General features: G+C 60.1%; 23 protein-coding genes and 1 tRNA gene. 11 read left to right on the top strand and 13 right to left on the bottom strand.

Going from position 1 to position 24,722, the window contains the following annotated elements; genetic code table 11:
• The first annotated feature begins 112 nt into the window (after positions 1-112).
• The gene (locus tag J4E08_RS18500; protein WP_349539744.1) at positions 113-979 is read left to right on the top strand and encodes an SDR family oxidoreductase; all 867 of its coding nucleotides are present in this window, start codon (positions 113-115) and stop codon (positions 977-979) included.
• Between the two features lie 59 nt (positions 980-1,038).
• On the opposite strand, the gene gpt is transcribed toward J4E08_RS18500, so the two are convergent.
• Positions 1,039-1,545, bottom strand: a complete 507-nt coding sequence (gene gpt, locus J4E08_RS18495) for a xanthine phosphoribosyltransferase (RefSeq protein WP_183968943.1) — start codon at positions 1,543-1,545, stop codon at positions 1,039-1,041.
• A 257-nt stretch (positions 1,546-1,802) separates the two neighbouring features.
• Entirely contained in the window at positions 1,803-2,609 is an 807-nt protein-coding gene (gene fabI, locus J4E08_RS18490; protein WP_349539743.1) for an enoyl-ACP reductase FabI, read from the bottom strand.
• Between the two features lie 138 nt (positions 2,610-2,747).
• Between fabI and pdxH the strand changes: the two genes are divergently transcribed.
• The 4 genes from pdxH to J4E08_RS18470 all read left to right on the top strand — a co-directional run bounded on the left by pdxH (position 2,748) and on the right by J4E08_RS18470 (position 4,667).
• Positions 2,748-3,353 (top strand): pyridoxamine 5'-phosphate oxidase, encoded by a 606-nt coding sequence (gene pdxH / locus J4E08_RS18485; RefSeq protein ID WP_349539742.1) that lies wholly within the window; start codon positions 2,748-2,750, stop codon positions 3,351-3,353.
• 171 nt (positions 3,354-3,524) lie between these two features.
• Positions 3,525-4,052, top strand: coding sequence for a cold-shock protein (locus J4E08_RS18480; protein ID WP_349539741.1), 528 nt, complete (start codon positions 3,525-3,527; stop codon positions 4,050-4,052).
• Positions 4,028-4,528 carry a DUF192 domain-containing protein gene (locus J4E08_RS18475; protein ID WP_349539740.1) on the top strand — a complete coding sequence of 167 codons (501 nt, stop codon included), beginning with the start codon at positions 4,028-4,030 and terminating at the stop codon, positions 4,526-4,528. The genes J4E08_RS18480 and J4E08_RS18475 overlap by 25 nt, the downstream gene beginning before the upstream one ends.
• Positions 4,529-4,590: 62 nt before the next feature.
• Positions 4,591-4,667, top strand: a tRNA-Pro gene (locus tag J4E08_RS18470).
• A gap of 557 nt (positions 4,668-5,224) precedes the next feature.
• On the opposite strand, the gene J4E08_RS18465 is transcribed toward J4E08_RS18470, so the two are convergent.
• Positions 5,225-5,635, bottom strand: coding sequence for a DUF1489 family protein (locus J4E08_RS18465; RefSeq protein WP_349539739.1), 411 nt, complete (start codon positions 5,633-5,635; stop codon positions 5,225-5,227).
• A 190-nt stretch (positions 5,636-5,825) separates the two neighbouring features.
• Here J4E08_RS18465 and J4E08_RS18460 point away from each other — a divergent pair, with 190 nt between their 5' ends.
• Positions 5,826-8,117 carry an adenosylcobalamin-dependent ribonucleoside-diphosphate reductase gene (locus J4E08_RS18460; protein WP_349539738.1) on the top strand — a complete coding sequence of 764 codons (2,292 nt, stop codon included), beginning with the start codon at positions 5,826-5,828 and terminating at the stop codon, positions 8,115-8,117.
• A 152-nt stretch (positions 8,118-8,269) separates the two neighbouring features.
• Here the strand turns inward: J4E08_RS18460 and J4E08_RS18455 are convergent, their stop codons facing one another.
• Complete coding sequence (locus J4E08_RS18455) at positions 8,270-10,096, bottom strand: TniQ family protein (RefSeq protein ID WP_349539737.1); 1,827 nt, start codon at positions 10,094-10,096, stop codon at positions 8,270-8,272.
• Positions 10,097-10,373: 277 nt separating this feature from the next.
• On the opposite strand from J4E08_RS18455, the gene J4E08_RS18450 reads away from it, so the two are divergent.
• Positions 10,374-11,015 carry a suppressor of fused domain protein gene (locus J4E08_RS18450; RefSeq protein ID WP_349539736.1) on the top strand — a complete coding sequence of 214 codons (642 nt, stop codon included), beginning with the start codon at positions 10,374-10,376 and terminating at the stop codon, positions 11,013-11,015.
• 141 nt (positions 11,016-11,156) lie between these two features.
• Positions 11,157-12,542: an IS1182 family transposase gene (locus J4E08_RS18445; protein ID WP_349539735.1), complete on the top strand. Its 1,386-nt coding sequence runs from the start codon at positions 11,157-11,159 to the stop codon at positions 12,540-12,542.
• A 286-nt stretch (positions 12,543-12,828) separates the two neighbouring features.
• Here J4E08_RS18445 and J4E08_RS18440 read toward each other — a convergent pair whose 3' ends face one another.
• From J4E08_RS18440 to J4E08_RS18420, 5 genes are all read right to left on the bottom strand, one after another.
• A complete protein-coding gene (locus J4E08_RS18440; RefSeq protein WP_349539734.1) occupies positions 12,829-13,791 on the bottom strand; it encodes a DUF2332 domain-containing protein in 963 nt (320 codons plus the stop codon).
• Between the two features lie 348 nt (positions 13,792-14,139).
• Entirely contained in the window at positions 14,140-14,481 is a 342-nt protein-coding gene (locus J4E08_RS24600) for a helix-turn-helix domain-containing protein (RefSeq protein ID WP_502949296.1), read from the bottom strand.
• Positions 14,482-15,015: 534 nt separating this feature from the next.
• Positions 15,016-15,951 (bottom strand): PAS domain-containing protein, encoded by a 936-nt coding sequence (locus J4E08_RS18430; protein WP_349539733.1) that lies wholly within the window; start codon positions 15,949-15,951, stop codon positions 15,016-15,018.
• A 543-nt stretch (positions 15,952-16,494) separates the two neighbouring features.
• Positions 16,495-16,974, bottom strand: a complete 480-nt coding sequence (locus tag J4E08_RS18425) for an SRPBCC family protein (RefSeq protein ID WP_349539732.1) — start codon at positions 16,972-16,974, stop codon at positions 16,495-16,497.
• A gap of 367 nt (positions 16,975-17,341) precedes the next feature.
• Entirely contained in the window at positions 17,342-18,022 is a 681-nt protein-coding gene (locus J4E08_RS18420; protein ID WP_167641876.1) for a type 1 glutamine amidotransferase domain-containing protein, read from the bottom strand.
• A gap of 133 nt (positions 18,023-18,155) precedes the next feature.
• Here J4E08_RS18420 and J4E08_RS18415 point away from each other — a divergent pair, with 133 nt between their 5' ends.
• Complete coding sequence (locus tag J4E08_RS18415) at positions 18,156-19,073, top strand: LysR substrate-binding domain-containing protein (protein ID WP_349539731.1); 918 nt, start codon at positions 18,156-18,158, stop codon at positions 19,071-19,073.
• Between the two features lie 497 nt (positions 19,074-19,570).
• Positions 19,571-20,416: a calcium-binding protein gene (locus J4E08_RS18410; RefSeq protein ID WP_349539730.1), complete on the top strand. Its 846-nt coding sequence runs from the start codon at positions 19,571-19,573 to the stop codon at positions 20,414-20,416.
• Positions 20,417-20,827: 411 nt separating this feature from the next.
• On the opposite strand, the gene J4E08_RS18405 is transcribed toward J4E08_RS18410, so the two are convergent.
• Together J4E08_RS18405 and J4E08_RS18400 are read right to left on the bottom strand one after the other, a co-directional pair.
• Positions 20,828-21,178, bottom strand: a complete 351-nt coding sequence (locus tag J4E08_RS18405; protein ID WP_349539729.1) for an EthD domain-containing protein — start codon at positions 21,176-21,178, stop codon at positions 20,828-20,830.
• 12 nt (positions 21,179-21,190) lie between these two features.
• Positions 21,191-22,012 (bottom strand): antibiotic biosynthesis monooxygenase, encoded by an 822-nt coding sequence (locus J4E08_RS18400; RefSeq protein ID WP_349539728.1) that lies wholly within the window; start codon positions 22,010-22,012, stop codon positions 21,191-21,193.
• A 127-nt stretch (positions 22,013-22,139) separates the two neighbouring features.
• Between J4E08_RS18400 and J4E08_RS18395 the strand changes: the two genes are divergently transcribed.
• Positions 22,140-22,871 carry an IclR family transcriptional regulator gene (locus J4E08_RS18395; protein WP_349539727.1) on the top strand — a complete coding sequence of 244 codons (732 nt, stop codon included), beginning with the start codon at positions 22,140-22,142 and terminating at the stop codon, positions 22,869-22,871.
• A 272-nt stretch (positions 22,872-23,143) separates the two neighbouring features.
• On the opposite strand, the gene J4E08_RS18390 is transcribed toward J4E08_RS18395, so the two are convergent.
• Together J4E08_RS18390 and J4E08_RS18385 are read right to left on the bottom strand one after the other, a co-directional pair.
• Positions 23,144-23,701, bottom strand: a complete 558-nt coding sequence (locus J4E08_RS18390) for a peptidoglycan-binding domain-containing protein (protein ID WP_349539725.1) — start codon at positions 23,699-23,701, stop codon at positions 23,144-23,146.
• A gap of 20 nt (positions 23,702-23,721) precedes the next feature.
• A complete protein-coding gene (locus J4E08_RS18385) occupies positions 23,722-24,228 on the bottom strand; it encodes a hypothetical protein (protein WP_349539724.1) in 507 nt (168 codons plus the stop codon).
• Positions 24,229-24,722 lie beyond the last annotated feature (494 nt).

Below are 24,722 nucleotides of genomic sequence, written 5' to 3'. Positions count from 1 at the left end.
AGGTTACCTAAAGGTGCCTTGGTCACGAAATGATGCCTCCTTCACGGCTTTGGCTTAGCGGTCTACATATGAGACCATATCCCGATTCGGGACGGTCATGAAAGGAAACATCATGTCACTGAAATATCTTGTCACCGGGGCCTCCGGCCAGTTGGGAGCATTGGTCATCGACGCGCTGCTGAAAACCGAGGCACCCGAAAGCATCGGCGCTTTGGTCCGCCGCCCCGAGGCCGCCGCACCGCTGGAGGCCAAAGGTGTGATCGTGCGTCTCGCCAGCTACGACGAGCCGGAGGCGCTGAAGGCAGCGTTTGACGGCGTGGAGCGGCTGTTGCTGATCTCATCTTCCGAGGTGGGCAGCCGCGCGACGCAGCATCAAAAGGTCATAGACGCGGCCCAGGCGGCTGGCGTGGGCTTTGTCGCTTATACCTCGATCCTGGAGGCGAAGGAGTCGCCATTGACGATTCTCCCCGGCGAACACGTGGAGACCGAGGACGCGCTCGCGGCCTCCGGCTTGGCCTACGCCGTGTTGCGTAACGGTTGGTACACGGAGAACTACGCCATGGGCGCGCCGACGGCTGTGGCGTTGAGCGCGCTGTATGGTGCGGCGGGCGATGGGCGCATTGCCAGCGCGGCACGGGTCGATTTCGCGGAGGCGGCGGCAGCGGTTCTGACCGGTGAACTGCCTGCCAGCGGGACGGTCTTTGAGCTTGCGGGCGATGACAGCTACACGCTGGATGACTTCGCGGCGCAGATCTCTGCGATCACTGGCAAGGAGGTTCCCTATGTGAACCTGTCGCAGTCTGATTATGCGGGCGCATTGAAACAGGCGGGCCTGCCCGATGGTCTGGCGGAGATGCTGGCGGACAGTGACAATGGCGCATCTCAAGGCGGGCTGTTCAGCGACGACAAAACCCTGTCCAAGCTGATTGGCCGTCCCACAACGCCCTGGCGCGACACGCTCAAAGCGGCTTTGGCCTGAACGCAAAAGGGCGAGACCGGCAAAGGTCTCGCCCCGAAAAGTCTGATCAGCTTGATCGATCAGTCATCCGCGCCGTGATAGGGTTTGACGTATTGCAGCGCCATGTCCCACGGGAAGAATATCCATGTGTCCTGGCTGACCTCGGTCACAAAGGTCTGCACCTGCGGTTTGCCCTGCGGCTTGGCATAGACCGTTGCGACATGCGCCTTTGGCATGTGTTTGCGCACCACTTCGAGCGTGCGGCCCGTGTCCACGAGGTCATCGACCACCAGAACGCCGGTGCCGTCACCGATCACATCCATGTCAGGGGACTTTATCACTTTGGGCTCGGCTTGGGTCTGGTGATTGTAGGACTTGACGGAGATCGTATCGACCATGCGAATGTCCAGCTCCCGCGCCACGATCATCGCGGGGGCCATGCCGCCGCGCGTGATGGCCACGACCGCGCGCCAAGCGCCGTCATCGGGCCCGTGCCCCTGCAAGCGCCAGGCCAGCGCCCGCGCGTCGCGGTGCAGCTGGTCCCAACTGACGTGAAAGCCTTTTTCATGCGGAAGACGGTTGTCCATGGCGATATCCTCGATAGCAGCTTGGAGGGGGTCTTAGGCCAGTGAGCGCCCGAAGGGCAAGGCTTGAAAAGGAAAGCTGTGCTGTCGGCGCAGCGTCAGGAGCGCCCAACGCGGGCCTGCGCCGTTCATTCCGAGGGGAGTTCGGGGCGTTGGCGGGAAAATCAACGGCGATGCTTGAAGCAATACAGCTCTCATATACGAAAGCCGCAGCCTCATCGGCTACGGCTTTCGTTTCATGCGTTGTCAGGGGAGGCGTATCAGCCCTTTGAGATGTCTGGCGCATCCACCGCCTTCATGCCGACGATATGATAGCCGCTATCGACGTGGTGCGTCTCTCCGGTGACACCGTTGGAAAGGTTCGACAGCAGATACAGGGCAGAGCCGCCCACATCGTCGATGGTCACGTTGCGGCGCAACGGCGAGTTGTACTCGTTCCACTTCATGATGTAGCGGAAATCGCCGATGCCCGAGGCGGCCAGCGTCTTGATCGGTCCGGCGGAGATCGCGTTGACGCGAATCCCGTCCTTGCCCAGATCTTCGGCCAGATAACGCACGGAGGCCTCCAGCGCGGCCTTGGCCACGCCCATCACGTTGTAATGTGGCATGATGCGCTCTGCGCCGTAGTAGGTCAGCGTCACGGCGGAGCTGCCCGGCTTCATCATCTTTTCGGCGCGCTGCATCACGGCGGTGAAGCTGTAGACAGAGATGTCCATGGTCAGCTGAAAGTTGCCGCGCGTGGTGTCCACATAGCGGCCCCGAAGCTCGTTCTTGTCGGAAAAGCCGATGGCATGGACGATAAAGTCGAGGTCTTCCCAATCCTGGGACAGGCTGTCGAAAAGCATGTCGATGGAGCCTTCGTCGCCCACGTCGCAGGGCAGCACGATGCTCGATCCCAGCTGCTCCGCCAGCGGCACGACGCGCTTCTTCAGTGCCTCGCCCTGATAAGAGAATGCCAACTCCGCGCCAGCGTCGCTGAGTGCCTTGGCAATCCCCCAGGCGATCGACTTGTCGTTCGCCAGCCCCATGATGAGACCACGCTTGCCTGCCATCAAACCGTTTGACATGTCCGCCCCTTCAACCAAATCGTCCGTCAAAGGCTCGTCTACGGTATCGCTTTCGGGCGAACAAGGGCGCAAAGCGGTGAAACAATATACTGAGCGGTGGTGGTGTGGCCCCCGCCACATGATGGGAAAGACAGCGATATGACCGAGAGAGACGGAATTTTTGCAGGCGATGACCCCTTTGCTTTGGCGCGCGCATGGCTGGCGGAGGCCGAAAAAACTGAGATCAACGATCCAAATGCCATCGCCCTGTCGACGGTGGATGCCGATGGAATGCCCAACGCGCGGATGGTGCTGCTCAAGGAGATCGAGGACGATGCCTTTGTGTTTTACACCAATTACGGATCGGTGAAGGCGCAGGAAATCGAGCAGGCGGGGAAGGCGGCTTTTGTCATGCATTGGAAGAGCTTACGGCGACAAATCCGGGTTCGGGGCACTGTGACCCGTGAGGAGGGGCCGAACGCGGACGCCTACTATGCCTCCCGGTCGCTCAAGAGCCGTCTGGGGGCCTGGGCCTCGGAGCAAAGCAAACCCCTGGAGAGCCGTGGGCACCTGATGGCAGAGGTTGCAAGGGTCACCGCGACTCATGGGCCAAATCCCAAAAGGCCCCCCTTTTGGGGAGGGTTTCGTATACGTCCGTATGAAATAGAATTCTGGGCCGACGGTGCATTTCGCTTACACGACCGTTTTCGTTGGGAACGGGGAGAAAAAAATACCGACTGGTCGGTCATCCGTCTAAACCCATAGTAAGCCATTGACATTATATGATTAATTCACGTTACGTGAAGTGCAAAAGCGGCATGTAGTGTAGCGATTGTGAACGCTATTGACACAAATTCGGTCAGGGGATGCCTTGCTTCCCCTCCTCGCTTTGTTCCAAAAACATATCGGGGATATGTGATTTTCGTTGGGAACACCGTGGAACAAGAGACAGAAGACGGGCGAGTGATCGCCGGAAAGGTAAAGTGGTTCGACCCTGTAAAGGGCTTTGGCTTTGTGCTGGCTGACGAGGGTGGGCCGGATATCCTCTTGCATGCCAATGTGCTGCGCAATTTCGGACAGAGCTCAGTGGCGGATGGCGCGCGTGTCGAGATCGAGGTGCAGCGCACGGATCGCGGCGTGCAGGCGGTCCAGGTTGTCAGTATCGAACCGCCGGAGGCGCCTGAAGGTGCGCCGCTCGCGGATTTCGAACATCTCGATCCAGAGGTCATGGAGCAGGCAGAGCTTGAACCGGCACGGGTGAAATGGTTCGACAAGGCCAAAGGCTTTGGCTTTGCAAACGTCTTCGGAAAGTCCGATGATGTTTTCATTCATATCGAGGTTCTGCGTCGATCAGGGCTGGCGGATCTGCAACCGGGCGAAGCCTTGGCGATCCGGGTGGTCGACGGTCGTCGCGGACGAATGGCAATGGAAGTGAACGCATGGGAAGCCGCATTGACGCGTTAAAGACCAATTTAAACAGTTTTGTGGCGGCGGCGCTGGTCATGGTTATGACCAGCGGTGCTGCCTTTGCGGCGTCTGAATGCCGCGATGATGTCCTGCATATGCGGGGCGATTTTGGCGAGGCCAGATTCACAATCGACGTGGCCGATACCGGGCCGGAACGCAATCGTGGGTTGATGTTCGTAGAAAAGATGCCAGCAAGCTACGGGATGCTGTTTGTTTTCGAACGCCCGCGCCAGGTGGCATTCTGGATGAAGAACACATTGATTCCGCTCGACATGATCTTTGCCGATGCGGCGGGGGTTGTTCAGAACGTGCATGTGAATGCAGTGCCGGGTGATCTGACGTCGATTCCCGGTAAGGGCCAGATCAAATACGTTTTCGAGATCAACGGCGGGCTTGCGCCCATGCTTGGGATCGGTCCGGGCACACAGTTGCGGCACCCGGCGATCGAGGGGGCGGCCTGGGCGTGCGAATAGCGGGAGAGACCTTCATTTTTCGCTTTTCATCCGCGGCATAGGTCGCTATGTGAGCGGCCAGTCGGGGCGTGGCGCAGCTTGGTAGCGCGTCTGTTTTGGGTACAGAAGGTCGTGAGTTCGAATCTCGCCGCCCCGACCATTTTACAACTTCTTTGAGCAACACCTTTCGGCCACATCCTGTTGTTGTCTGTCGGTAAAGGTTGTTTGCCAACAAAGTGCCTTGGGGCACAGCGTGAAGTAGACACCAGTATGGCCTGTAAGGTCTACGTCTTGCCGGCTTGTCGCTGCGACAGGAGGAACTGGTTTTCATCGGTTTTGACTGGTCAGCGCCCTTCCAAACACAACACGCGCTCGACCTTTTCTGGGATTCACGGTCATCGGCTGGATTCGAGCAGGATGTGGTTGGGCATCTAGCGCGGCGTATCCGGAGATACGCGCACACAGTTCCGTTCGAGGAAAGCAGTGAGACAGCGCAGGTCAATGGGGCCAGCGTGAACCGCAACAATTATGCAGGATTCGCGGCGTCGAAAGTTGATGGCGGTGGCGTGGCCGTGCCGGTTTTGGGCGGAGGTGCGGGCCCTCGCCGAACAGGTCTGCGCGCCGCGTGGCGTGACAAATGCTGTTGGCATCACCGGCTTTTGATCTGTCGGATCGGGGATTTGAAAAAGGCGGTCTGCGAGGTCGCCCTATTTGCAATTAAATCACGCCGATCTCTGCCAAGGCGCCCGCCAGTTCCGGGGGCAGGGGGTCCTCTGCGGCGCGGCCTTTGGGCAGATCCCGAGGAGCATCGTCGGGGGAGAGGTAGCGCCAGCCTTGGAACGGGCGGCGCGGCGAGGTCGTGGTGCGCACGATCTCGGGGTCAAGCACCAGCAGGCAATGGCGGATGCCGTCATCGGCGATATGCTCCTCCATCCGGAGCACGCGCTGGCGGCATTGTATCAGCCCTTTGATCACCCAGTAGATTGACCCAGCGGCAACGATGTCTGCCTCTTTTTTCGGCCACATGCGGGTGCGGTGGCGGGGCAGCCCGTCGGTGAACCGTTTGGCAAAGCCTTTTTGCCATTCCATCAAGCTATCGACGCTTTCTGTGCCTGCGGAAAGCTTCATCAAGTGGGTTGTTTCGGCCAATTCTGATTTCCTCTTTGAGGCTGTATATGGTATGTGCAAGGCTCATAACTTCAAGTCCTAGCGGCAAGTAAGTTCAGAATTGAGTTTTTAGGGGTTCAAAAGCGACCTGAACCCGGCTACCCAAACCGCCTGCTCACTGCTTTTTATCGACATAGAGGAATCGCCTGCCATGACCCGTTTTGCCGCGCCTATTGCTGAACAGATTTGGGACATGAAGTACCGCCTGAAGGAGGCGGATGGCACCCCTCTGGATACCACGGTCGAGGACACCTGGCGTCGGATCGCGCGCGCGCTGGCGCAAGCTGAATCGGATCCCGAGGTTTGGGAAAAGCGCTTTTACGCGGCGCTGGAAGATTTCAAATATCTGCCCGCGGGCCGCATCACCGCAGGGGCGGGCACCGACCGCACCGTGACGCTGTTCAACTGTTTCGTCATGGGCACCGTGCCGGACAGCATGGGCGGAATCTTCGACATGCTGCGAGAGGCCGCGCTGACCATGCAGCAGGGTGGGGGGATCGGCTATGATTTCTCGACCATCCGGCCAAAAGGCGCGCCCGTGGCCGGTGTGGCTGCGGATGCCTCTGGCCCGCTGTCGTTCATGGATGTGTGGGACGCGATGTGCCGCACGATCATGTCCGCAGGGTCGCGCCGTGGCGCGATGATGGCGACCATGCGCTGCGACCACCCTGACGTGGAGCATTTCATCGCGGCAAAGTCCGACTCGGCCCGCCTGCGGATGTTCAACCTGTCGGTGCTGGTGACAGACGACTTCATGGAAGCGGTGAAGGCGGACGGGTCTTGGGAGCTGGTCTTTGACGGTGTGGTCTACAAGACCGTGCAGGCGCGCGACCTTTGGAACACGATCATGAAGGCGACCTACGATTACGCCGAGCCGGGCGTGATCTTTATCGACCGCATCAACAAGGCCAACAACCTCAACTATTGCGAGACCATCGCGGCCACCAACCCCTGTGGTGAGCAACCTCTGCCGCCTTATGGCGCGTGTCTGTTGGGTTCTGTGAACCTCGCGCGGTTGGTGAAGAACCCATTCGGGTCGGATGCAGATCTGGATCAGGAGGCGCTCGACGACCTCGTGGCCTGTGCCATCAGGATGATGGACAATGTGGTCGATGTGTCGAAATTCCCGCTGCCTGCGCAGGAACTGGAAGCGCAGAACAAGCGTCGTATCGGCCTGGGCGTCACCGGTCTGGCCGACGCATTGCTGATGTGCGGCCAGAAATACGGCACGGAAGAGGCCGCCGCCGTGGCCGAAGGCTGGTTGAAACAGATCGCGCGTGCATCCTATCTGGCATCTGTGGAGCTTGCGAAAGAGAAGGGGGCTTTCCCGCTTTTTGATGCGGAGAAATACCTTGCCTCCGGCAACATGATGCAAATGGATGACGACGTGCGCGAGGCCGTACGTGCCCATGGCATTCGCAACGCTTTGGTGACGTCGATCGCACCGACGGGGACGATCTCGCTTTACGCGGGCAACGTGTCTTCCGGGATCGAGCCCGTGTTTGCCTACGCCTACACGCGCAAGGTCCTGCAAAAGGACGGCACCCGCACCGAAGAGGAAGTTGTCGATTACGCGGTCCAGATGTACCGCGAAGAGTTCGGCGCCGACGCAGAGCTGCCCGAGTATTTCGTGAACGCCCAGACGCTGGCGCCGCTGGACCATGTGCGCATGCAGGCTGCGGCGCAAAAATGGGTGGACTCGTCCATTTCCAAAACGATCAATTGCCCGGAAGACATCTCCTTCGAGGCCTTCAAGGAAGTGTACCTTGAAGCCTATGAGACCGGCTGCAAAGGGTGCACCACTTATCGTCCCAACGATGTGACAGGGTCTGTGCTCTCGGTGTCCGAAGAGAAAAAGGACGCGCCCGCCGTGGTGGCCAACGACGATGCCGAGCCGCAGCAGCCGCATGGTGACGTGATCTACATGGCAGAGCCTTTGGACCGTCCAGAGCACCTCGAAGGCAACACCTACAAGCTGAAGTGGCCCGACAGCGAGCACGCCATCTATCTGACGATCAACGATATTGTTGTCGGTGGCCATCGACGCCCATTCGAGGTTTTCATCAACTCCAAGAACATGGAACACTACGCCTGGACGCTGGCGCTGACCCGGATGATCTCGGCGGTATTCCGTCGTGGTGGAGACGTGTCCTTTGTGGTCGAAGAGCTGAAAGCCGTGTTCGATCCGCGCGGTGGGGCCTGGGTTAAAGGGAAGTACATTCCTTCGATCCTGGCGGCTATTGGCGGCGTGATCGAGCAACACCTTGTGGCCACTGGTTTTGTTGAGGGCCAGGGCCTTGGGTTGAAAGCCGACCCCACCGCCAAGGTTGTCGGCCTGGACGCGCCTCGCGGGAAAGCTTGTCCGTCATGCGGGCAGTTCTCCATGATGATGGTGGAAGGTTGCATGACATGTTCGTCGTGCGGGCATTCGAAATGCGGGTGATCTGAGTTAGGGCCTTTGTGTGAATCACCTCATCCGAGTTCCGGAAATCACCTCATCTGATTTCCGGATCGGGAGGCCCCAGATCGCAGAATGAATGCATGACGAGGCCGCGCAACAGCGCGGCCTTTTTCTTTTTCAAATATTTCAGATATTTACGAGAATGTCTGGTCGACGTCTTCCCGCAGGTACAACGTGCCGTAATCCTCTCCATCCGGCGAGAAGACCGTGACCCCAGCGGCTCGCAAGCTTGCCGTCATGGACTGCCAACTTTTTCCGTGGGCCTGCGCCATGGTCCGCGGCGTGTAGAAGCGTCGGTGGAAGACGTCCGCGTCGTCGCGGGTGATGAAGAGCTGTTTCGTCTTCAACTTGGGATGCACCAGCTCCGTCGCCGGCGTGTGGCCATTGATGACAAGGCGCTTCATGCGGATGGGCTGGCCGATGCCGACGGTTTTCGAGAACAGCTCGATGCTCTGGTTCGACGAGGGCTCAGGCATCAGGACAGAGCAGACCTCGTCATGGTAGACGTACAGCGCCGCGTAGCCGTCGAAATCGGCGTGGTTTCCGATTCTGACGATCCGCCGGTTCTGGATCGCCCGGATGATGACTTCCGGACCAACCATCAGGCGCGCGGCGGACTTCGAGATGTGCTCCCAGCCATGCTGCGCTTGGCGAAGCGGCGATGCGCCGACAAACACGCTGTCGAGGAAGCGCACGCCATCGGCCGGGTCCCAGATGGCTTTGGTCCCGGCGTCGTCGACGGATGGCAGCCGCGGCGCGAGGACCCCGCCCGCGACCAGCAGATCGAACTGGGACCGCGAGGCATTGATGCCCTCGGCGAAGTCCTTCGCGGTGATCAGGGTTGTCGCGGCTTTCAGTACCGTGTCGGCCAGTTTCGCATCGAAGACCTGCCAGGCGTCTGGCAGACCTTCTTCGGGAACGATGCCTTCCGCGGCAAGGATCTTTCGCAGGCGTCTCTGGTCGATCCCTGTTGCCTTGGCCGCGCTTCTCACCGAATGAAGCCTCCGTTCGACAATGGGCTCGCCGAGCAGTTCGTCCCCGACACCGAGGGGCCATGTCTCGAACATGTGTGACCGCAGGATCCGCCGGAATTCATCGTATTCAGGGTTGTCGATGGTGTCGTAGGCCAGCCGGTCGTACATCTTCGGGAAGATCTTCTTCGGGCCATCGTGCGGTCCGCCCGGGAGGTCTTGGAGGCCCTGCAAGGCATCCCTGATCGCCACCTCACCTTGTCGGGCGATCTGAAAGCCCAGATCGTACACGAACCATTTATCCTCATCTGTCACGGCAGAAGGGGCCGACGTGATGTGACGCAAAAGCGAGGTGCCGAGCATCAGGCAATAATTGCAGACCGCATGCAGCGGGTGCTGTTCCAGCCAGTTGCCGTCGCCGTGACCTTCCAGCCGTGCATCCAGCCACGTATCGAAACCGGTTGCGGCTCGCGGTTCGAGGGTCAGGCTTCCTACAGTGATGGCCGGGATCAGTGAGGCGAGATGCAGCGCTGAATCAAACCGCAGAGCGGGGCTGCTTTCTCGCCATAGCGTCACCAACGGGGTACTGTGCTCCAGACAGAGCGTCACATGCGGCACCAACCAATGCCCGCGCATCGCCATCGCCGCCGGTCCAGTTCCTTGATCCTCAAAGTCCTGACGAAGACACTCCGGGCAGCCGCGCATCTTCGGGGGCTGTAGTACCTTGGACGGGAAGGTATGATTGCGGAATAGGCGCATGGTTCCGCCGACCCCTTCCTTCGAGGGCGACCATGAAGTGAGATCTTCAGGGATCGGGCAGCCGAAGGCATCGAGGGCTTCGATGGCGGTGGAGGATCCTGAAATCACTGCGAGGAATGAAGTTTCCCTGTCTGCCGAGAAGGTCGTCGCGTCCACATGGTAGGCAGCTGCTGTCCTCGAGACGAAAGAAGCGATGGTTTCACGCTGTTTATAGGTAATGGATGTGGCCATGATCGCTCCGCAGTCTCCGGCTTCGTAAACTCGGGTCTGTCGGATGCAAGCTTAAAAGCCTGTAGTGAACGGCCCACTGCCGACATTCAGCCTCGGATCAGAATGCTGCGGCGCGGCCCACCAAAGCAGCAGTTCGCCGCACTTGCGGACCCTGGCGGGGCTCGAAGGTCGGCAGTGCGGACAAAGCGGCCGTTGATTGTTGGCTTTCAAAGGTCTGTTGTTGCCCTTTGACAATGATCCAGTAAACTGTCTGCAGTGGAAGGGATACTAGACGGATATGGATTTAGAAACTGTTTGGGCTCACCGTGAAGATGTAATCTTCCCTGAGCTTTTTGGCGGCGAGTCTAGAGGTATTTTTCCACTATCGCAGAATTCATTTCAGCCTTTCCCTAATGCTCGAATTGACCCACGCTGGCTGCACTACGGTGTTTTTGAGTTTGCCCCAACCGAGCGTCGAAAAAGCTGGCTATATGTTACCTCTGGCCACTCAAACCCATGGGACCTTTCACCAGATGAATACCGACCAGAAGCAACCTCTGGTGCAGGCGTGGAGTTCTCCATTGAAACTCAAGAAAGAGGTGATTGGGCAATACGTTTCTTATTACGGATGCTTGCGTTCGATCTCCTTCTGTCATCGGGCCATTTTGGCGAAAAGCCCACTCTCAATCTCCATGACAGAATTCCCTTGAGAAGCCCAATAGATGGCAACCCAGGAACCTCGGTAACTAATGCCATATTACATATTCCCGAGAGCTATCCGAACAGCTTTCAACTGCCTTCTGGCAAGGTCAACATCCTACAATTCATAGGTGTGACAGATGAAGAGCGCGACCTCGCGCGAGACGAAGGGTTTGATGCCCTCCGCGACAAGCTTCGTTCCGAAGGGAAATTCCCGTCCACTAACCTTCACCGCCGATAGGCTATCTGAAGTTATATCACAGCCGACATTCATACGAAGCGCAGCATCGGCGAGTCTGGGCTTATTTTGTTGAAAAACTCTGCTTGCCTGAAGTCCTGAGCGCTGATTCAATTCACTTGAGACAGGTGGAGGTGAACGGCGATGATGGGATCCCGGCAAGAAGCGCAGAGCGCTCTGTTCTACGAGCTCTCGATCGAAGCGCATGTCCCGGCCGATCACACGCTGCGCGCGGTGGACCGGTTTGTGGATCTGGGCGGCATCCGGCAGCACCTGGCACCGTTCTACAGTTCCACCGGGCGACCGTCGGTTGATCCTGAACTGATGATCCGGATGCTGCTGATCGGCTACACCATGGGGACCCGTTCGGAACGTCGACTTTGCGAGGAGGTCCATCTCTATCTCGCCTACCGCTGGTTCTGCCGCCTCGACCTGACCGACCCGGCGCCGGACCATTCGACCTTTTCCAAGAACCGGCATGGTCGTTTCCGTGACAGCGATCTGCTGCGCCATCTGTTCGAGACGGTGGTCGCGCGCTGCATCGCAGAGGGATTGGCAAGCGGCCAGCGCTTTGCGGCCGACGCCAGCATCATTCAAGCAGACGCGAACCGGCAGAACTCGACATCCAAGGCCGATTGGCAGCCAGACAAGATCGATCCCGAGGAGGCGCCGCGGGCAGTTCGGGAATACCTGGCCACGCTGGATGATGCGGCCTTCGGCGCGGCGAGCCCGGTCGAACCTAAGTTTACCTCGCATTCCGATCCCGCGTCGCAGTGTACCGGAGCGCGGGGTGGACCAGCCTATTTTGCGTATTCCACCAATTACTTGATCGATACCGACAACGGCGTGATCCTTGATGTCGAGGCCACCCGTTCGATCCGCCAGGCCGAAGTCGGATCGGTGCGCACGATGATCGACAGGGTGAGCGACAGCTTCGGCCTCAGGCCCGAACGGCTGATCGCCGACACCGCCTACGGCACGGGCGAGATGCTGGACTGGCTGGATCAGAAGCGCGGGATCGCGCCCCATATTCCAGTGTTCGACAAGTCGGCGCGCCGGGACGGCACGTTCGAACGCGCCGACTTCACCTATAATGCCGAGCAGGACACCTACACCTGTCCAGGCGGCAAGGAGTTGAAGCAAACCCGCCGAGCATTTACGAAACCCCGGGAGAAGAAACCAGATGAGGATGGGATGCTGCGCTACCGGGCCAGCAAGGCCGACTGCGATGTCTGTGACCTGAAATTGCGCTGTTGCCCGAAGGAACCTTCCCGCAAAGTGCTCCGATCGATCTACGAGCCATCCCGCGATCGGGCCCGTGCGATTGCCCGGACCACGGAATACGCGATCTCCTGCAAACTGCGCAAGAAGGTCGAGATGCTGTTCGCCCATCTGAAGAGGATCCTGGGGCTGAACCGTCTTCGATTGCGCGGACCTCTCGGCGCACGCGACGAATTCCACCTCGCAGCCACCGCCCAGAACCTCCGCAAGCTCGCAAAGCTCCTGCCGCCACCAAAAATCGGCTGCTGAAGAGTGGACGGTCAACGCGCGATCAATCTCGTGAGCTATTCAACGCAGCTACTGGGGCGAGTTTTTCAACGGAATGGGCTCAAAGCCGACCTGCGGCGGCGCAGCGAACCGAACACCTGGCGGACCGCAGCGGTCGTCGCTCCCGGCCCTCACCAGTCATTGGCCAGGATCAGCATTGCCGCAGCGCGGCTTCCCCAGACGGACCTTCATTGCACCGCGCAGCATAGTCCGAGGCCCCAAGGTCAGCTCTGCGGACGAAAGCTGCCGGTTGGCCTCCGCCGCCAACTCAAATCCAGCGTATCTCCTGTCCATGAGGGCCGGTCCATGCCATGGGTTGCCCGTTAACGGCCAACAAGAACATGTCCTCGCGAACCGGTCCGGCCGCCTCAGTGAACTGGGGAAAGATGCGCGGCCCTTCGTTGCTAAGCCATTTCACTCTTGCGTCGCCAATCATCTCGGCGGCAAATTCATCGCGCTCAACCTGGTCCGCGACATAACTCAGGACGGCGGTATGAAAAACGACGACAGTCGCATCGCCCGGCGCCTCGGCGATCAGCGCCTGCAAATCCTGTCTGAGATCCCCGGCCACAACGCGGGGACGCTCGGTTCGGGCAATTCCGACGGCTTTGCGCAAGCGCGCCAGTCGCTCGTAATGTTCGGGCCAGACAAGGGTTTCAAGCCATGCGACATCCTCTTCGTTCGTCACGTCCAGAGGATTCAGGTCCAGTCCCGACCGCCAGACAATTTCGGGGTGTCGGACCGGAAGCGGTGTGTCCTCCGAGGCATTGCACTGAAATAAAGTCGCAGCTGAGTCGGATCGTGCGGGCGGAGCCAGGCTCTGACGCCCCCAGTCATAGCCATAGGCATCCGGTAAGAGACACAGACCCGCAGATGCGCCGACCTCAATCACGGCCAGCGGACCCTCGATCCGCGCCTGCGCGGGCAGAAGTGCCGCGCAACGTCCGGGTTCATTCGTCTGGGTTGTGCGCGTCAGCATGACCTCGGCTATCGCGTTCGCATGCTCTTCAAGGGCATGGTCAAATTCTCTGACCGACGCGGGTGTTCCAGCGATCAGGCGTAGCGCGGCGAAAAGAAGGTTCGGCTGTTGCCGGTCCTGGGGAAGGCGGCTGAGAAATGTCAGCGAATCCGGCGATTCCGCCACATGCTTGGCCAGAGTCTCGTACAGCACAGAACGCCCTGCGGCTTCTGCTCGCGCAAAGCGTTGATAGCGTTCGGCTATGGCATCCATGACTTAGTCCACGGCTTTCCTACTCGTCCTAGCCTGGCGGCGTCACGGGTTTGGAGCAAGGTCAGAATTGGGCTCGAAGCGGCCATGCGGCAGTGCGGCGGAAGGCTCGGCTTCCCAAGTTGATCACCCTAGCGCTTCCGGCCCACTCCAGCCATTCGCCCCAGGCTCAGCGAAGGGCCGATCTCAGCCCTTCCAGAACCTTTGGGCATGTGCAGCATGACCCGCGCCGTCGACACCAACGGCGGAAATGGCTCCTGGTAAGGCACCGGTATGTTCGGTTGCATACCGGTATGTAACCAGACTTACTGGATGCAAACCGTCGGCAACCTTCGTGAGCACGATGGTAATTCATCGGCACGGCAGGTTCGCCGACCGGTGCCCCAGATATATCCGGGTAAACTTCCTAGCGACCCTCAACGCCTGCGAAGGCACATGATGAGCTGGCGCAGCATACGTCACCTGGGCGGGAAGCAGCCGTTCGCTGCGCGCAGAACGAATGGCAGCGGAGCGCTTGCCAGAGAACGGATCGAGCTTGCTCTGCCGCTCCGGCGTCGCGAACCGCGGCTCGATCGTACCTGCGTTGAGATACTTCTTGATGGTGTTGCGCGACACTCCGGTCCGCCGCGCAATCTCTCGGATCGGCAACTTCTGTCGCAACGCCATACGTCGGATGATGTTCAAAAGTCCCATGTGTATCACTCCAATGTCCCCCGCTGCGCATGGCGCTGTGGGAAGGCTCACATGGGTCAATTCTTAATGGAAATTATGCCGCTACCCGGGTCACTTCTGGGTAGAAATCAACACAATCAGCTTCGTCGGCCGCCATCGCGGTCTTTTGGCCATTGCGACGGCTATGAGGGGCAGTGTACCGGCTAGTTCTCTGATCGCCTTGGTCAAACGCCGACCTCTGTGTTGGTCCTTCTGCGGGCCGGCGTCGACGGCCCGGATCCGGCCAGCTATCCCGCAGAGACCCGGCGAACGTTGCTCGAAGCACACCCCTGCAACGGCAGCGAAGCCTTCATGCTTTGGAACATCCGGACCGCGCCAGGCCTCGCCGCATTGGGCTTCGCTGAAGCAAGCAAGGCAGGTCCGGGCAATATGCAGCGGAGCGGGTGCAATGCCTGGGAACGCGCCGGAAGACCCGCGTGAAACAGGGAGCGGCTCTTCTGCGGCGCGCGTCAGACCAAACGTCATCCTGCGCAAATTGCTCAGGCGGCGGTGTCTTCAGATTTCCTGCTTTGCCTTCAATTTGTAGCGCAGCCCATCAGGCTCGTAGAGGGTCTCGGCCTCTCCTCCGATGGTCACCTGTACGAAGCGATTCAAGACTTGCGTGCCGAACCCGCGCGATGACGGCGCGGTCACCCGCGGGCCGCCGTGTTCGGTCCAGGTGAAGACCAGCTGACCCCCGCCGTCATGCGACCACCGGATATCGACGCGGCCACCGACCTGCGACCACGCGCCATACTTTACCGCGTTGGTCGCGAGTTCATGAACGACCATCGCGTACACTTGTGCCTGAGGGCCATTCAGTCGGATTTCGGGGCCGGACAAATCGAGTTGGTCTGCATCGATCACAAAGGACTCGAGTGCGTTTTGTACAGTCGACCCGAGATCGGCGGCATCTTTGTCATCTGGCAACTTCAACTTCTCCGCGAGTTTTCTAACACGCGGCTCGAACCGTTCAAGGAACTGCTCGGGCGCTCCGGTTCGCATCACCATGCGTGCGATCGTCAACAGGACGGAAATGATGTTGTCCGTCCGGTGCTGAAGCTCGCGTACGAGCAGCTGGCTGCACTCTTGAGCCTCGCGTTCGGCTGTAATGTCGAGGATGGCCGCAACGCCTGTCGACGCCGGACGTCCCGGGTGCAGTTCGTCGCGGTAAATCGCCTTGCGCGCATTTACCCACCGTGTCGATCCGTCGGCCGCGATGGTGCGGTGCGTTACTTCGATCACATCCTCGCAGGTTGGGTCGAGCAGACGATCAACCTGAGCGAGGACGCCCGCCAGGTCGGCGGGATGGATGCGCGCGTGAAACGTGTCCCGAGATACGGCCACGTTCGGCTCCAGCCCGAACAGCTCCGCAACCCGCGCGTCCGGAATAACGGTATCAGCGATGTAGTCCACCGCCGTCAGTCCAACACCCGCAAGGTCGAGCCCCATGGTCTTCTGACCCTCGGTCAGGGTCTAATATGCCTGGAGCGGGGCCAGATGAAATACAGTTTTGGTCATGGGCCATCCTGCAGCGACATGCATCATGCCGGAATGATGCACTTATTTTTCCGGCATACTAAATTGCATAGGAACATTGACTTGTCTACGGTCGAGGGCAAGATTGGCCAGACAGACGACAGGAGGCCTCCCGCTGCATGTCTGAACGAATGGCGCAACCTTTTGCGGACCATCGCCAGTCGAAAAAGCCGACAGTCTTGTCGAAGAGTAATCGCTTCGACCCGCACATTGTCAGTTTGTGGCCCGTGCAGTGAAGGTCAGTGATCGCAAAACGGCGTCTGGAGCCTTGGATGTGCTCAGGGCTGACACCGGCCATCCATTGCCCTTGGCTTGAAGGTCTGCTTAGGGCCGAGAGCGAGGTCGCATGATGCGTGGTCAGCAGTTTGACCCTTCGGCGCAGCGAAGGTCGGCTTCGAGCCCACTTTTCTGGATGCTGCACATCGCGCGAAAGGCCTCTACCCATCTTGGCGTGTTTCAGCGCAAATTTGAACCGTCCAAGTCAGTGGCGGCCTGTTTCGCTTGCATGTCCGCCAGCATCCGAACGCGCGGTTCATGGCGCTTGCGATACAGAAACCGTGCCCAGAGTGCGAAGGCCCACGACATCCAGCCCGCGTCGATTTCAATGACGTCACGCAGCCGGGATCCCGATGGCTGCGGTTCGACGGTCAGCGTGTGGCACCACGCCTTGACGCCTGCGCCCTTTTCGAAAGACCGTAATATCATGGCTTTGTCATCATATTCCAGGACTTCCATGAAATACGGCTGAGGTGGCAACTTGCCGAACAGCGACACCTGCACAGTGATCTTCTGGCCCTGATGCACGCGACCGCTCGGCAAGCCTTCGAAGGTGACAACGCCTTTCATGATCTCTTTGAGAGCATCGAGGTCCGTTGCCAACGCCCAGACCTCCTTTGCCGGGGCTGCGTATTCGTGCTCTAGGATCACGGTCTTCATAGATGCTCCAATAGCCTATAAAGTTTTGCCCTCTGGATAAAACGAAACCGGATATCGAAGCAACGAATTGAATGGCTTCTTCGTCCGCCCAGCCGACCTTCAGCCTCCGAAAATGCTGTGCGATGGACGAATGGCCGGTATGGGGAAGGCGCACTGCGGCGATCGGCCAGGGACTGAACGGCAGGTTGGGCCCGCACAGCGAACGCGCGCGTGACCGGTACCGAAGGTTCGGTTTGGTAGGAAAGCCCTAGGTGAAGGACAGCCCCGGCGCGGGGAGGAGGAACGACGCCCGGCGCGCCATGAGGCGCTTCGGTCGGACCATCTGGCGCAGGTGACGCCGCCCGTCGCGGGGCGGCGTCACAGGGCGTTACAGCAGGGCCAAGACCTTCTTCGCGGCATCTTCCGACGATGCGGGGTTCTGCCCGGTGACCAGGCGGCCATCGGCCACGGCGTGAGGCTGCCAGTTGTCGACGCCGTCGAACTTTGCGCCGAGCTCGCGCAGCTTCGTTTCCAGCAGGAAGGGCACGGCCTCCACAAGGCCCACGGCTTCTTCCTCGCTGTTCGTGAAGGCGGTGACCTTGCGGCCCTTCACAATGGAATCGCCGTTCGCATCCACGACCTTCGCAAAGGCCGCCGGGCCGTGGCAGACCGAGGCGACGATCTTGCCGCTGTCCCAGGCCTTGCCGATGACATTTGCCGCAAGCGCGCTTTCGGCTAGGTCGAACATCGCGCCATGGCCCCCCGGGATGTAGAGCGCATCATAGGCGGTGACGTCCTCGTCCTCGAGACGACCGGGATTGTGCAGAAGCGCCGTCGCCTCGGCATCCGCGCGGAACCTGGTGACCGAGGCCGGGGCATCCTCACCGCTCACGTCGGAATTCGGGTCGATGGGGATGGGCTTGCCGCCCAGCGTCACCAGCGTGACGTCGTGTCCCGCGTCGAGAAAGGCGTAATAGGGGCTCGCCAGCTCTTCGTACCAGACGCCGGTGGGGTTGCCGGTATCGCCCAAGACGTCGGTCGCGGTCGAGAGGATCAGAATACGTGCCATTTTCAGGGTCTCCTTGAGGCGTTCGCAACGTCCCGCGAGGCTCACCTCCGGAACGTCTCCGAACTGATATGGGACTGGACCCGCCAATCGAGAAATTGATGCGTGCGATCCCAGAAATCGATATACCGGACGAATGAGCGCCGACATATCCCTTCTGCGGGTCTTCCACGCCGTGATGGAGGAACGCAATGTCACCGCCGCGGCGCGACGCCTCGGCCAATCCCAAAGCACCGTCAGTGCGGCCCTGGCGCGGTTGCGCCTTGCCCTGGGGGATGAGCTTTTCCTGCGCGCGAGGTACGGCGTCGAGCCGACCGAGAAAGCCCTGCAGATTGCGCCGGACGTCGCGGCCGGACTGTCCCGGCTCGAACAGGCCTTCCGTGCCGCCGAGCCTTTCGATCCGGCCCGAAGCACGCGGCGGTTCAGGCTGTTGCTGGGGCCCTACGCGGAGGTGGTGCTGGCCCCGCCGCTGGCAGCGGCCTTCGCGCGTCACGCCCCCGGGGCGAAGCTTGAGATCGCGCCGATCGGCCCGGACCTGGATCCCCGCTCCCTTGCCGGGCAGAGCTTCGATCTTGCCCTCGGACGGTTTTATCCTCCCCCGGAAGACCTTGTGGTCTCGGAGCTGTTTACCGACGGCTTCCGCTGCATCGTTGCCCCCGAAGCCTTGGCAGGCGGCGCCACACTGGACCGACCCCTCTACGAGCGGTTGCCGCATGTGGTCGTGGCACCGCCCGGCAACTGGCGCACTGGCCTGCACAAGCTGACGGCCGACACGGGGCTTCGCCGCAATACCTCGATCATCGTCTCGCATTTCCTGATGGCCGCGCCGACTGTCGCCCGTATCGGAGGCATCGCCACCGTTCCGGCGCGCATCGCCGCCATGGTCGCCGAACCCTACGGCCTCCTGGACATGACGGTCCCGGCAAACCTCGGGACCTTCCCCACACAAATCGCCTGGCATCCGCATAGCCGGAGCGACGCGCCCAACATCTGGCTGCGAGACCTTCTGAACACTCTTGTATCCGCAGAAATGGAAGGGCTTCGAGGCGCATGACGATCCTGTGCTTGTCAATTGTCTGCGGAGGCCGCTAGATCGGGGCAGCACCGAAAGGGTCCGCTCCCTGCGGCGTTGTCCGATCTGGTCGTCAGCGTCACTTTACGCTTCCGACGCCTTTCGGCATTCAGGCTTGCCATGGCCAAGGCCCGCTCTCCGCTTTCTTCATTCAGACGACGCATTCGGCCCAGAGCCGTCTTCCACCGACCACGCCGCTGCCGCGCCGCAGCTTCACCAGACCGGCCATTCGTCCATGGCGCAGCATTTTCGGAGGATGAAGGTCGGCAGAGCCGGATATTGCCGACCTTGATCAGGGCGTTCAAACGTCCGCTTTCGTGGACCTTTCCACAAACGGTGGTTTTTGGCCAAAAGTGGCAGGACAGGTCCGTCCGTCGTGCTGAAAAGCGGAGTCGACAGACCAGAATAATTCGGATGCGCAGCTTGATCCGCACTGTTCCAGCCGCCTCCACAGCTATGTGCGCCTTAATGGCCTCAAAATGCTGATATGCGCCCCCGATCAGGCGACCTTGTCGCCCATCGGCATGCCACTTGGGGGAAGTCTGTTCGACTCGTCAAGGCGCGAAAACATTGTCATAACTCGTTCAATGATTGTGGAGGTGTCGATGATTTTTTCCGTTTTACTTGCCTCGCTGTTCGGATGGGGGTTGCTGGAAATTTTTAACGGGTTCGATGATGGAGACGACGAAGACACGTCAGATGACATGGCGACAGAGCCTGTCCCCAACGACGATACCGAAATAAACGGCACCCCGATTGAGGACATCATTTTTGGCACATTGAAAGATCAGGACATATCGGGCCGCGCCAGTGACGATCTGATTGATGGCGGCGGCGGATCGGACACGATCACAGGCGGATCTGGCGCGGACACCATCAATGCGCGCGATGATGGTCTTGGGGCGTCGGATACGGTCTTCGGCGGTGAAGGTGATGATGTCCTGGGGGGAGACGACGGTGATACGCTGACCGGCGGCGAGGGTCGGGATTGCTTTGAGATTGAAACCGGCGTGCCCGGTGCAGCCCCGGTCGTCATCACCGATCTCTTTGACGATCCGTCCAGTAACGGGCTGGTGGGAGCAGGGCGCGAAGGGATCGAGACGGTGATTTTTACCGATGAGACGGGTGCGTATCTCAGTAGCGATGATGTCATCGCGAACCTTGTTATCGAGGGAGAGCCCGGAGACGGCGATGACGCGGCCCCTGCGATTGTGCGCTACAACGGGGTCCATGTGGCCACGATTCAAGGAACAGCCGGCTCGCTGTTAAATCTGCAAGACCTATGGATCGGAAACTTCCGTTTGGAAGATTTTGAAGATCGGTGACGACGCGCCGCCCGCCATTCGTATATTTGCGGGCGGCGCTTGTAATCTACACGACGTCGCAATTGTCCGCATTTTGCAGGTTCCCCTGATCCGCAGCATCTGGAAAATGGGCTCGTTCCGAAACTTCGCTGCGCGACAGGGGCAAGCGCCTGGTCACTCCGCGTGCGGCGTCGCTCGCGGCCCATACCCGACCTTTGCCTCGGCGCCGAGCGCTGCGGTGCAGCTTCACCAGACCGGCCATTCGTCCATCTTGCAGCATCTTGAAAGGGTCAATGTCCGCAGCGCGGGACTTTGCCGCCGTTCGCTCGAATGCTCAGATTACGCTGCCCCTGAGCAGACACGCGTGAGAAAGGCGGAAGGAGCGGACGCTTTTCCAAACCCACTCACCACGACGTGCCGCCACTTCTCCGACTATGCCTTCTCCTCGATGATCTCAGTTTGCTCACCCACGAGGATGAGCGTGTTCTCATGGTCGAGGAAAGTTTTCTCGTCGGGGAAGACCTTCTGCTCATAGGTTTCTGACCCGAGCACGGTTTTCATCCCCTCCGGGCTGTCGAACCAGATTTCGGCGGTGCCATCGAAGTCGGACTGCGGGACAGGAAATTCGCCTTCGGTCGGGTGGGTCTGGATATAGCGAAGCACATGGGTCTTCGCCTCCGGGATTGAACGGAACAGCGGCCCGTGCGTTTCGCGATGGTGCCGCACGAAGGCCGCGTGATCGATATCCGGATTGCGCTTCAGAAGCATTGTCATCTTAATCATGGTCTTGATCCTTCAGGGATGGGGGGTCCAGCGGGGAGCCGGGGAATCCGTGGGCAGGTCGATGCCGCCGGGATAGGTCAGCAGCTCAAACAGCGTGCCCCAGGGGGCGCGGCCGTAAATGCCCGCATTGCCCTCGTTGTCCTCGTTGTTGGCAAGCGGATGCGGGCCCTTCAACAACGTGCCGCCGGCGGCCGTAAAAGCAGCGCATGCCGCATCGATATCATCGACGTAGAGGCCGAGATGTGTGAGCCCGAGATCCTGAAGGCGCGCAGGATCGGACTGTGACCCGCCCTCCATCCGGAAAAGCTCGAGGCACGGCCCGTTGCCAATCCGCACAAGACGCATGTGTTTGATCCGTGTACCCGAGGTAAGACCCAGTTCCGCCTCTGGCCCTTCGCCTTCCATGTCGGGTCCGCCCTCCGGCAGCACGTCGTAAAGCATGACCGCCCCGAAAGCGTCGGACAGGAAACGGGTCGCGGCCTCGATGTCCGGGACCGTAAGCCCCGCATGGTCCACGGCCCGAATGCCCGGGGCCGAGACCTGTGCGCTGGCAAAGCTGGCGAGGTCGGTCACGGACGATGCGCCTCCGGTGGCAACCTCCGCGAGTGCAGCATTGAACTCCTTGGTGTGGGGCTGGGCCAGATGCGCTTCAAAGGCCGCGTCGTCGCGATATTCCTCAAGCATCACCACTGCTCCGCCACCTTCGCTGAACGCCTCGAAGCGGATGTTGCCCGCCTCGCGGCGCACCTGCCGGGCCAGCGTCTCCACCAGTGCTGCCAGCCTTTCGGTCTGGCCGACCTTGGGCGTGGCCCTTGCGATCATCGTGCGTGTCATGGTCGTCTCCGTCTTGGGATGCTGCGCTGCGGCAGTCACTGTGCCAACCCGTCCACAACGCGGGCCGTTCCGTTGAAATCTGTCAAAAGTGAATGTTTCCTCTATATCTATTCAAAACTTCAGCGATGTGGAAATTTTCCTGATGATCCAGTCCGTCACCCGTGCCCTAGAGATGCTCGATACGATCGCCCATGCAGGCGGTGCTGCCTCTCTCGGAGAGATCGCCAAAGGGACAGGCCTGAAGACGACGACTGCACATAATATCCTCAGAACCCTCCAAAATGCCGGCTACATCCGACGCCGCCCCGGCGACATGCGCTATCATCTCGGGGATCGCATCCTGAACCTTGCCCGGGTGGTGGGCGATGACGATGCCCTGCGCCGCCGGTTACGCCCCGCTCTGGAGGAGCTGGCGACCCGGACCAGTGAAACAGTATTCCTCGCCGTCCCTTCCGGTGACGAGGTTTACTTTCTCGACGCGATCGAGAGCCCGCGCACGCTGCGTGCCTCTAGCCAGCGCGGGGAGCGCCAGCCGATGGCAGGCTCGGCCATCGGTCTTCTCTTCCTGGCATTACTTCCGGCCCTGCGCCGCCGGATGTTCGATGTCCACGCGCCCCGGATCGGCCCGGGGATCGCAACCGAGATTGACGCCATAGCAGCACGCGGCCACGCCCTTGACCGAGAGAACTGGTGCCCCGGACTCAATTGCGTTGCCGTTCCTTGGCAAGACGATGGCGAAGTCCGCGCGGGCTTCGGTCTCGCCGGGCCGAGCAGCCGCCTGACCGCCACGCGGCTGGACGAGATGGCGCAAATCATGCGTGAGATCGCGTCAGGAGTGGCCGGTCCCGGTCGGGACTGATAGAGTCCCAAAGGGCTCGAAGCTGGCCTGCGGCAGCGCAGCGGCCGCGACATCGGAGCGGCGCTGGCGGTCGTCCCTCACGGCCCACAGCCGACCTTGACCAAGTCTGGCCACGCCGCAGCGCGGCGTCACCGAACCGGTCATTCATCCACCGTTCGGCAATTTCGCTGAGTGAAGGTCGGCAAGGCGGGGATTTTCTGCCTTCTGGTGAACGTCGGCTTTCACGGTGCCAAAAATAGTGGTTTGCGGGCATCCAACAAAGTGTGGGCGGGTCAACGGGCAAACTCGCAGATGCCGTTCGAGAGGCAGTTGAAGCTGTCCGGACTGACGCCGTAGCCGAGGAAATCGCTGTTACGGTAACCATTCGCATTCGAAACAACGGTGGTGACCGAACAGTTGGCTGCACCACAAATCATGCTACACCGCGCAGCAGATCCGTCGATCACGTAGTCGAGGATCCCGTCGTTATTCATCTCGCCACTTTGCAGCAGTCCCTGCCGTGCGGCCAGCGCTGCCGTGGTCGTGCCGCACATCTGTGCCATCTCGGCGATTGCACCTTGAACGGGCATGGGTAACGTGTCCGCCGCCGAAGCGTCCGCTCTTCGATCGGAGCGATATTGCTCCAGCAAGTTGCCCAGACCGGCACGACTGAACTCCCCGGTGGCTGGTGTTCCACGCGCAGCTTGCCGCGCGCGAATAGCCGCCCGGGTTTGCGATCCAAATACACCGTCGGCTGGTCCAGTGTCGAAGCCGTAATAGGACAGCGCCTGCTGGGCCTCGGCGCGGATTTCGCGCGAGAACATTGTTCCGTTCTGCGCGAAAACGGGCATAGATATTCCGACCAAGAGAATTATTGCGCAAAGAATTCGCGACATGGATACACCCCCATCAATTCTCGAACTCTTGCAGGTATTGCGCCGGTCATCAACATGTTGGATGCGAAAATGGACCTGTCGGGTTTCACGACCTTCCGGTCCGTCAAGAGGTCCTGGTGTTGAAGGTATTCGAGAAGACCTTGGAAGTAATCGAGGCTGTCGACAAGGCCAGCATCATTAAGGGCTTCGAGGAGCTCGTCTTCAGCCCAGAAGGAACGCGCCTGCACGAGCTGGGCGATTTGTCGGGCGACGGGCCGCTGATCGTTCTCGATGCCCTGGAAGACCAGCTTGTCGAGGATCTGTCGCACCCGCTCGCGGGTGCCTAGCCCGTCGTAGCGGTCGGCCATATCCTGAAGTGTGGGCCAGAACATGGAGCCGAAGCCGAAGCGGTCGACGACAAAGTGGGCATTGCGTTCTTGCCGCTCAATTGCCTGGGCAAGCGTTTCTTCAGAGGGCCCGGTGATGTCTCCTTCAGCCTCCATTGGATCAGCGTTCGCATCTGCACCAAAGTTTTTTTCGGACGTCCGCCAAAATTAGGAGCCTGCTCGAAGATCAGGTTGCGGATTTCCTGTTCGACCGTTGTCATCTCTTCTCCTTGACAGTGGTGATTGCCCAGTTGCAGCGGGTCTCGGTAGGCGTCTACCACACTCTCGGCCGCAAGCAGCTCCGACGATACGTCGACGAGATACCCTGATGTGCTTTTGGAACTATATTTTCACATGCCTTTCTCGTGGATACGCGGGGTTCATGAAGTTCGAGGCGCCTGAGGCCGCTGATCTCATCAACCGCGATTACAGCGAGATCTGACCGTGCAACCCGCTCGCTTCGCTGTCCGTCCTGTCTGAAACGGTGACCTGCCACTGAACTTTCATCCAGCCGCGACCGGAGCCCGGTTAGTGTTTACGCCGATTGGCGCAGGTTGAGCAATCGCCCGACGCGCGGAGCTTTCATCTCGCGCAGCGGGGCGGGCGATTGC

The sequence above is a fragment of the Sagittula sp. NFXS13 genome (assembly GCF_040148795.1).
GTDB classification, from domain to species: Bacteria; Pseudomonadota; Alphaproteobacteria; order Rhodobacterales; family Rhodobacteraceae; genus Sagittula; species Sagittula marina.
Note: the sequence above shows the minus strand (reverse complement) of the source record. Positions and strands in the feature narration are given on the sequence as shown.

Bases quoted from the DNA above. Each gene is read 5' to 3' on its own strand.
- J4E08_RS18410 (WP_349539730.1), top strand. From the start codon at position 19,571: ATGCTGATATGCGCCCCCGATCAGGCGACCTTGTCGCCCATCGGCATG.
- J4E08_RS18465 (WP_349539739.1), bottom strand. From the start codon at position 5,635: ATGAAGCTTTCCGCAGGCACAGAAAGCGTCGATAGCTTGATGGAATGG.
- J4E08_RS18460 (WP_349539738.1), top strand. From the start codon at position 5,826: ATGACCCGTTTTGCCGCGCCTATTGCTGAACAGATTTGGGACATGAAG.
- J4E08_RS24600 (WP_502949296.1), bottom strand. From the start codon at position 14,481: ATGGGACTTTTGAACATCATCCGACGTATGGCGTTGCGACAGAAGTTG.
- J4E08_RS18425 (WP_349539732.1), bottom strand. From the start codon at position 16,974: ATGAAGACCGTGATCCTAGAGCACGAATACGCAGCCCCGGCAAAGGAG.
- J4E08_RS18440 (WP_349539734.1), bottom strand. From the start codon at position 13,791: ATGGATGCCATAGCCGAACGCTATCAACGCTTTGCGCGAGCAGAAGCC.
- J4E08_RS18420 (WP_167641876.1), bottom strand. From the start codon at position 18,022: ATGGCACGTATTCTGATCCTCTCGACCGCGACCGACGTCTTGGGCGAT.
- J4E08_RS18390 (WP_349539725.1), bottom strand. From the start codon at position 23,701: ATGCCCGTTTTCGCGCAGAACGGAACAATGTTCTCGCGCGAAATCCGC.
- J4E08_RS18445 (WP_349539735.1), top strand. From the start codon at position 11,157: ATGATGGGATCCCGGCAAGAAGCGCAGAGCGCTCTGTTCTACGAGCTC.
- J4E08_RS18455 (WP_349539737.1), bottom strand. From the start codon at position 10,096: ATGGCCACATCCATTACCTATAAACAGCGTGAAACCATCGCTTCTTTC.
- J4E08_RS18385 (WP_349539724.1), bottom strand. From the start codon at position 24,228: ATGGAGGCTGAAGGAGACATCACCGGGCCCTCTGAAGAAACGCTTGCC.
- J4E08_RS18415 (WP_349539731.1), top strand. From the start codon at position 18,156: ATGAGCGCCGACATATCCCTTCTGCGGGTCTTCCACGCCGTGATGGAG.
- gpt (WP_183968943.1), bottom strand. From the start codon at position 1,545: ATGGACAACCGTCTTCCGCATGAAAAAGGCTTTCACGTCAGTTGGGAC.
- J4E08_RS18450 (WP_349539736.1), top strand. From the start codon at position 10,374: ATGGATTTAGAAACTGTTTGGGCTCACCGTGAAGATGTAATCTTCCCT.
- J4E08_RS18405 (WP_349539729.1), bottom strand. From the start codon at position 21,178: ATGATTAAGATGACAATGCTTCTGAAGCGCAATCCGGATATCGATCAC.
- fabI (WP_349539743.1), bottom strand. From the start codon at position 2,609: ATGTCAAACGGTTTGATGGCAGGCAAGCGTGGTCTCATCATGGGGCTG.
- pdxH (WP_349539742.1), top strand. From the start codon at position 2,748: ATGACCGAGAGAGACGGAATTTTTGCAGGCGATGACCCCTTTGCTTTG.
- J4E08_RS18430 (WP_349539733.1), bottom strand. From the start codon at position 15,951: ATGGGGCTCGACCTTGCGGGTGTTGGACTGACGGCGGTGGACTACATC.
- J4E08_RS18400 (WP_349539728.1), bottom strand. From the start codon at position 22,012: ATGACACGCACGATGATCGCAAGGGCCACGCCCAAGGTCGGCCAGACC.
- J4E08_RS18500 (WP_349539744.1), top strand. From the start codon at position 113: ATGTCACTGAAATATCTTGTCACCGGGGCCTCCGGCCAGTTGGGAGCA.
- J4E08_RS18475 (WP_349539740.1), top strand. From the start codon at position 4,028: ATGGGAAGCCGCATTGACGCGTTAAAGACCAATTTAAACAGTTTTGTG.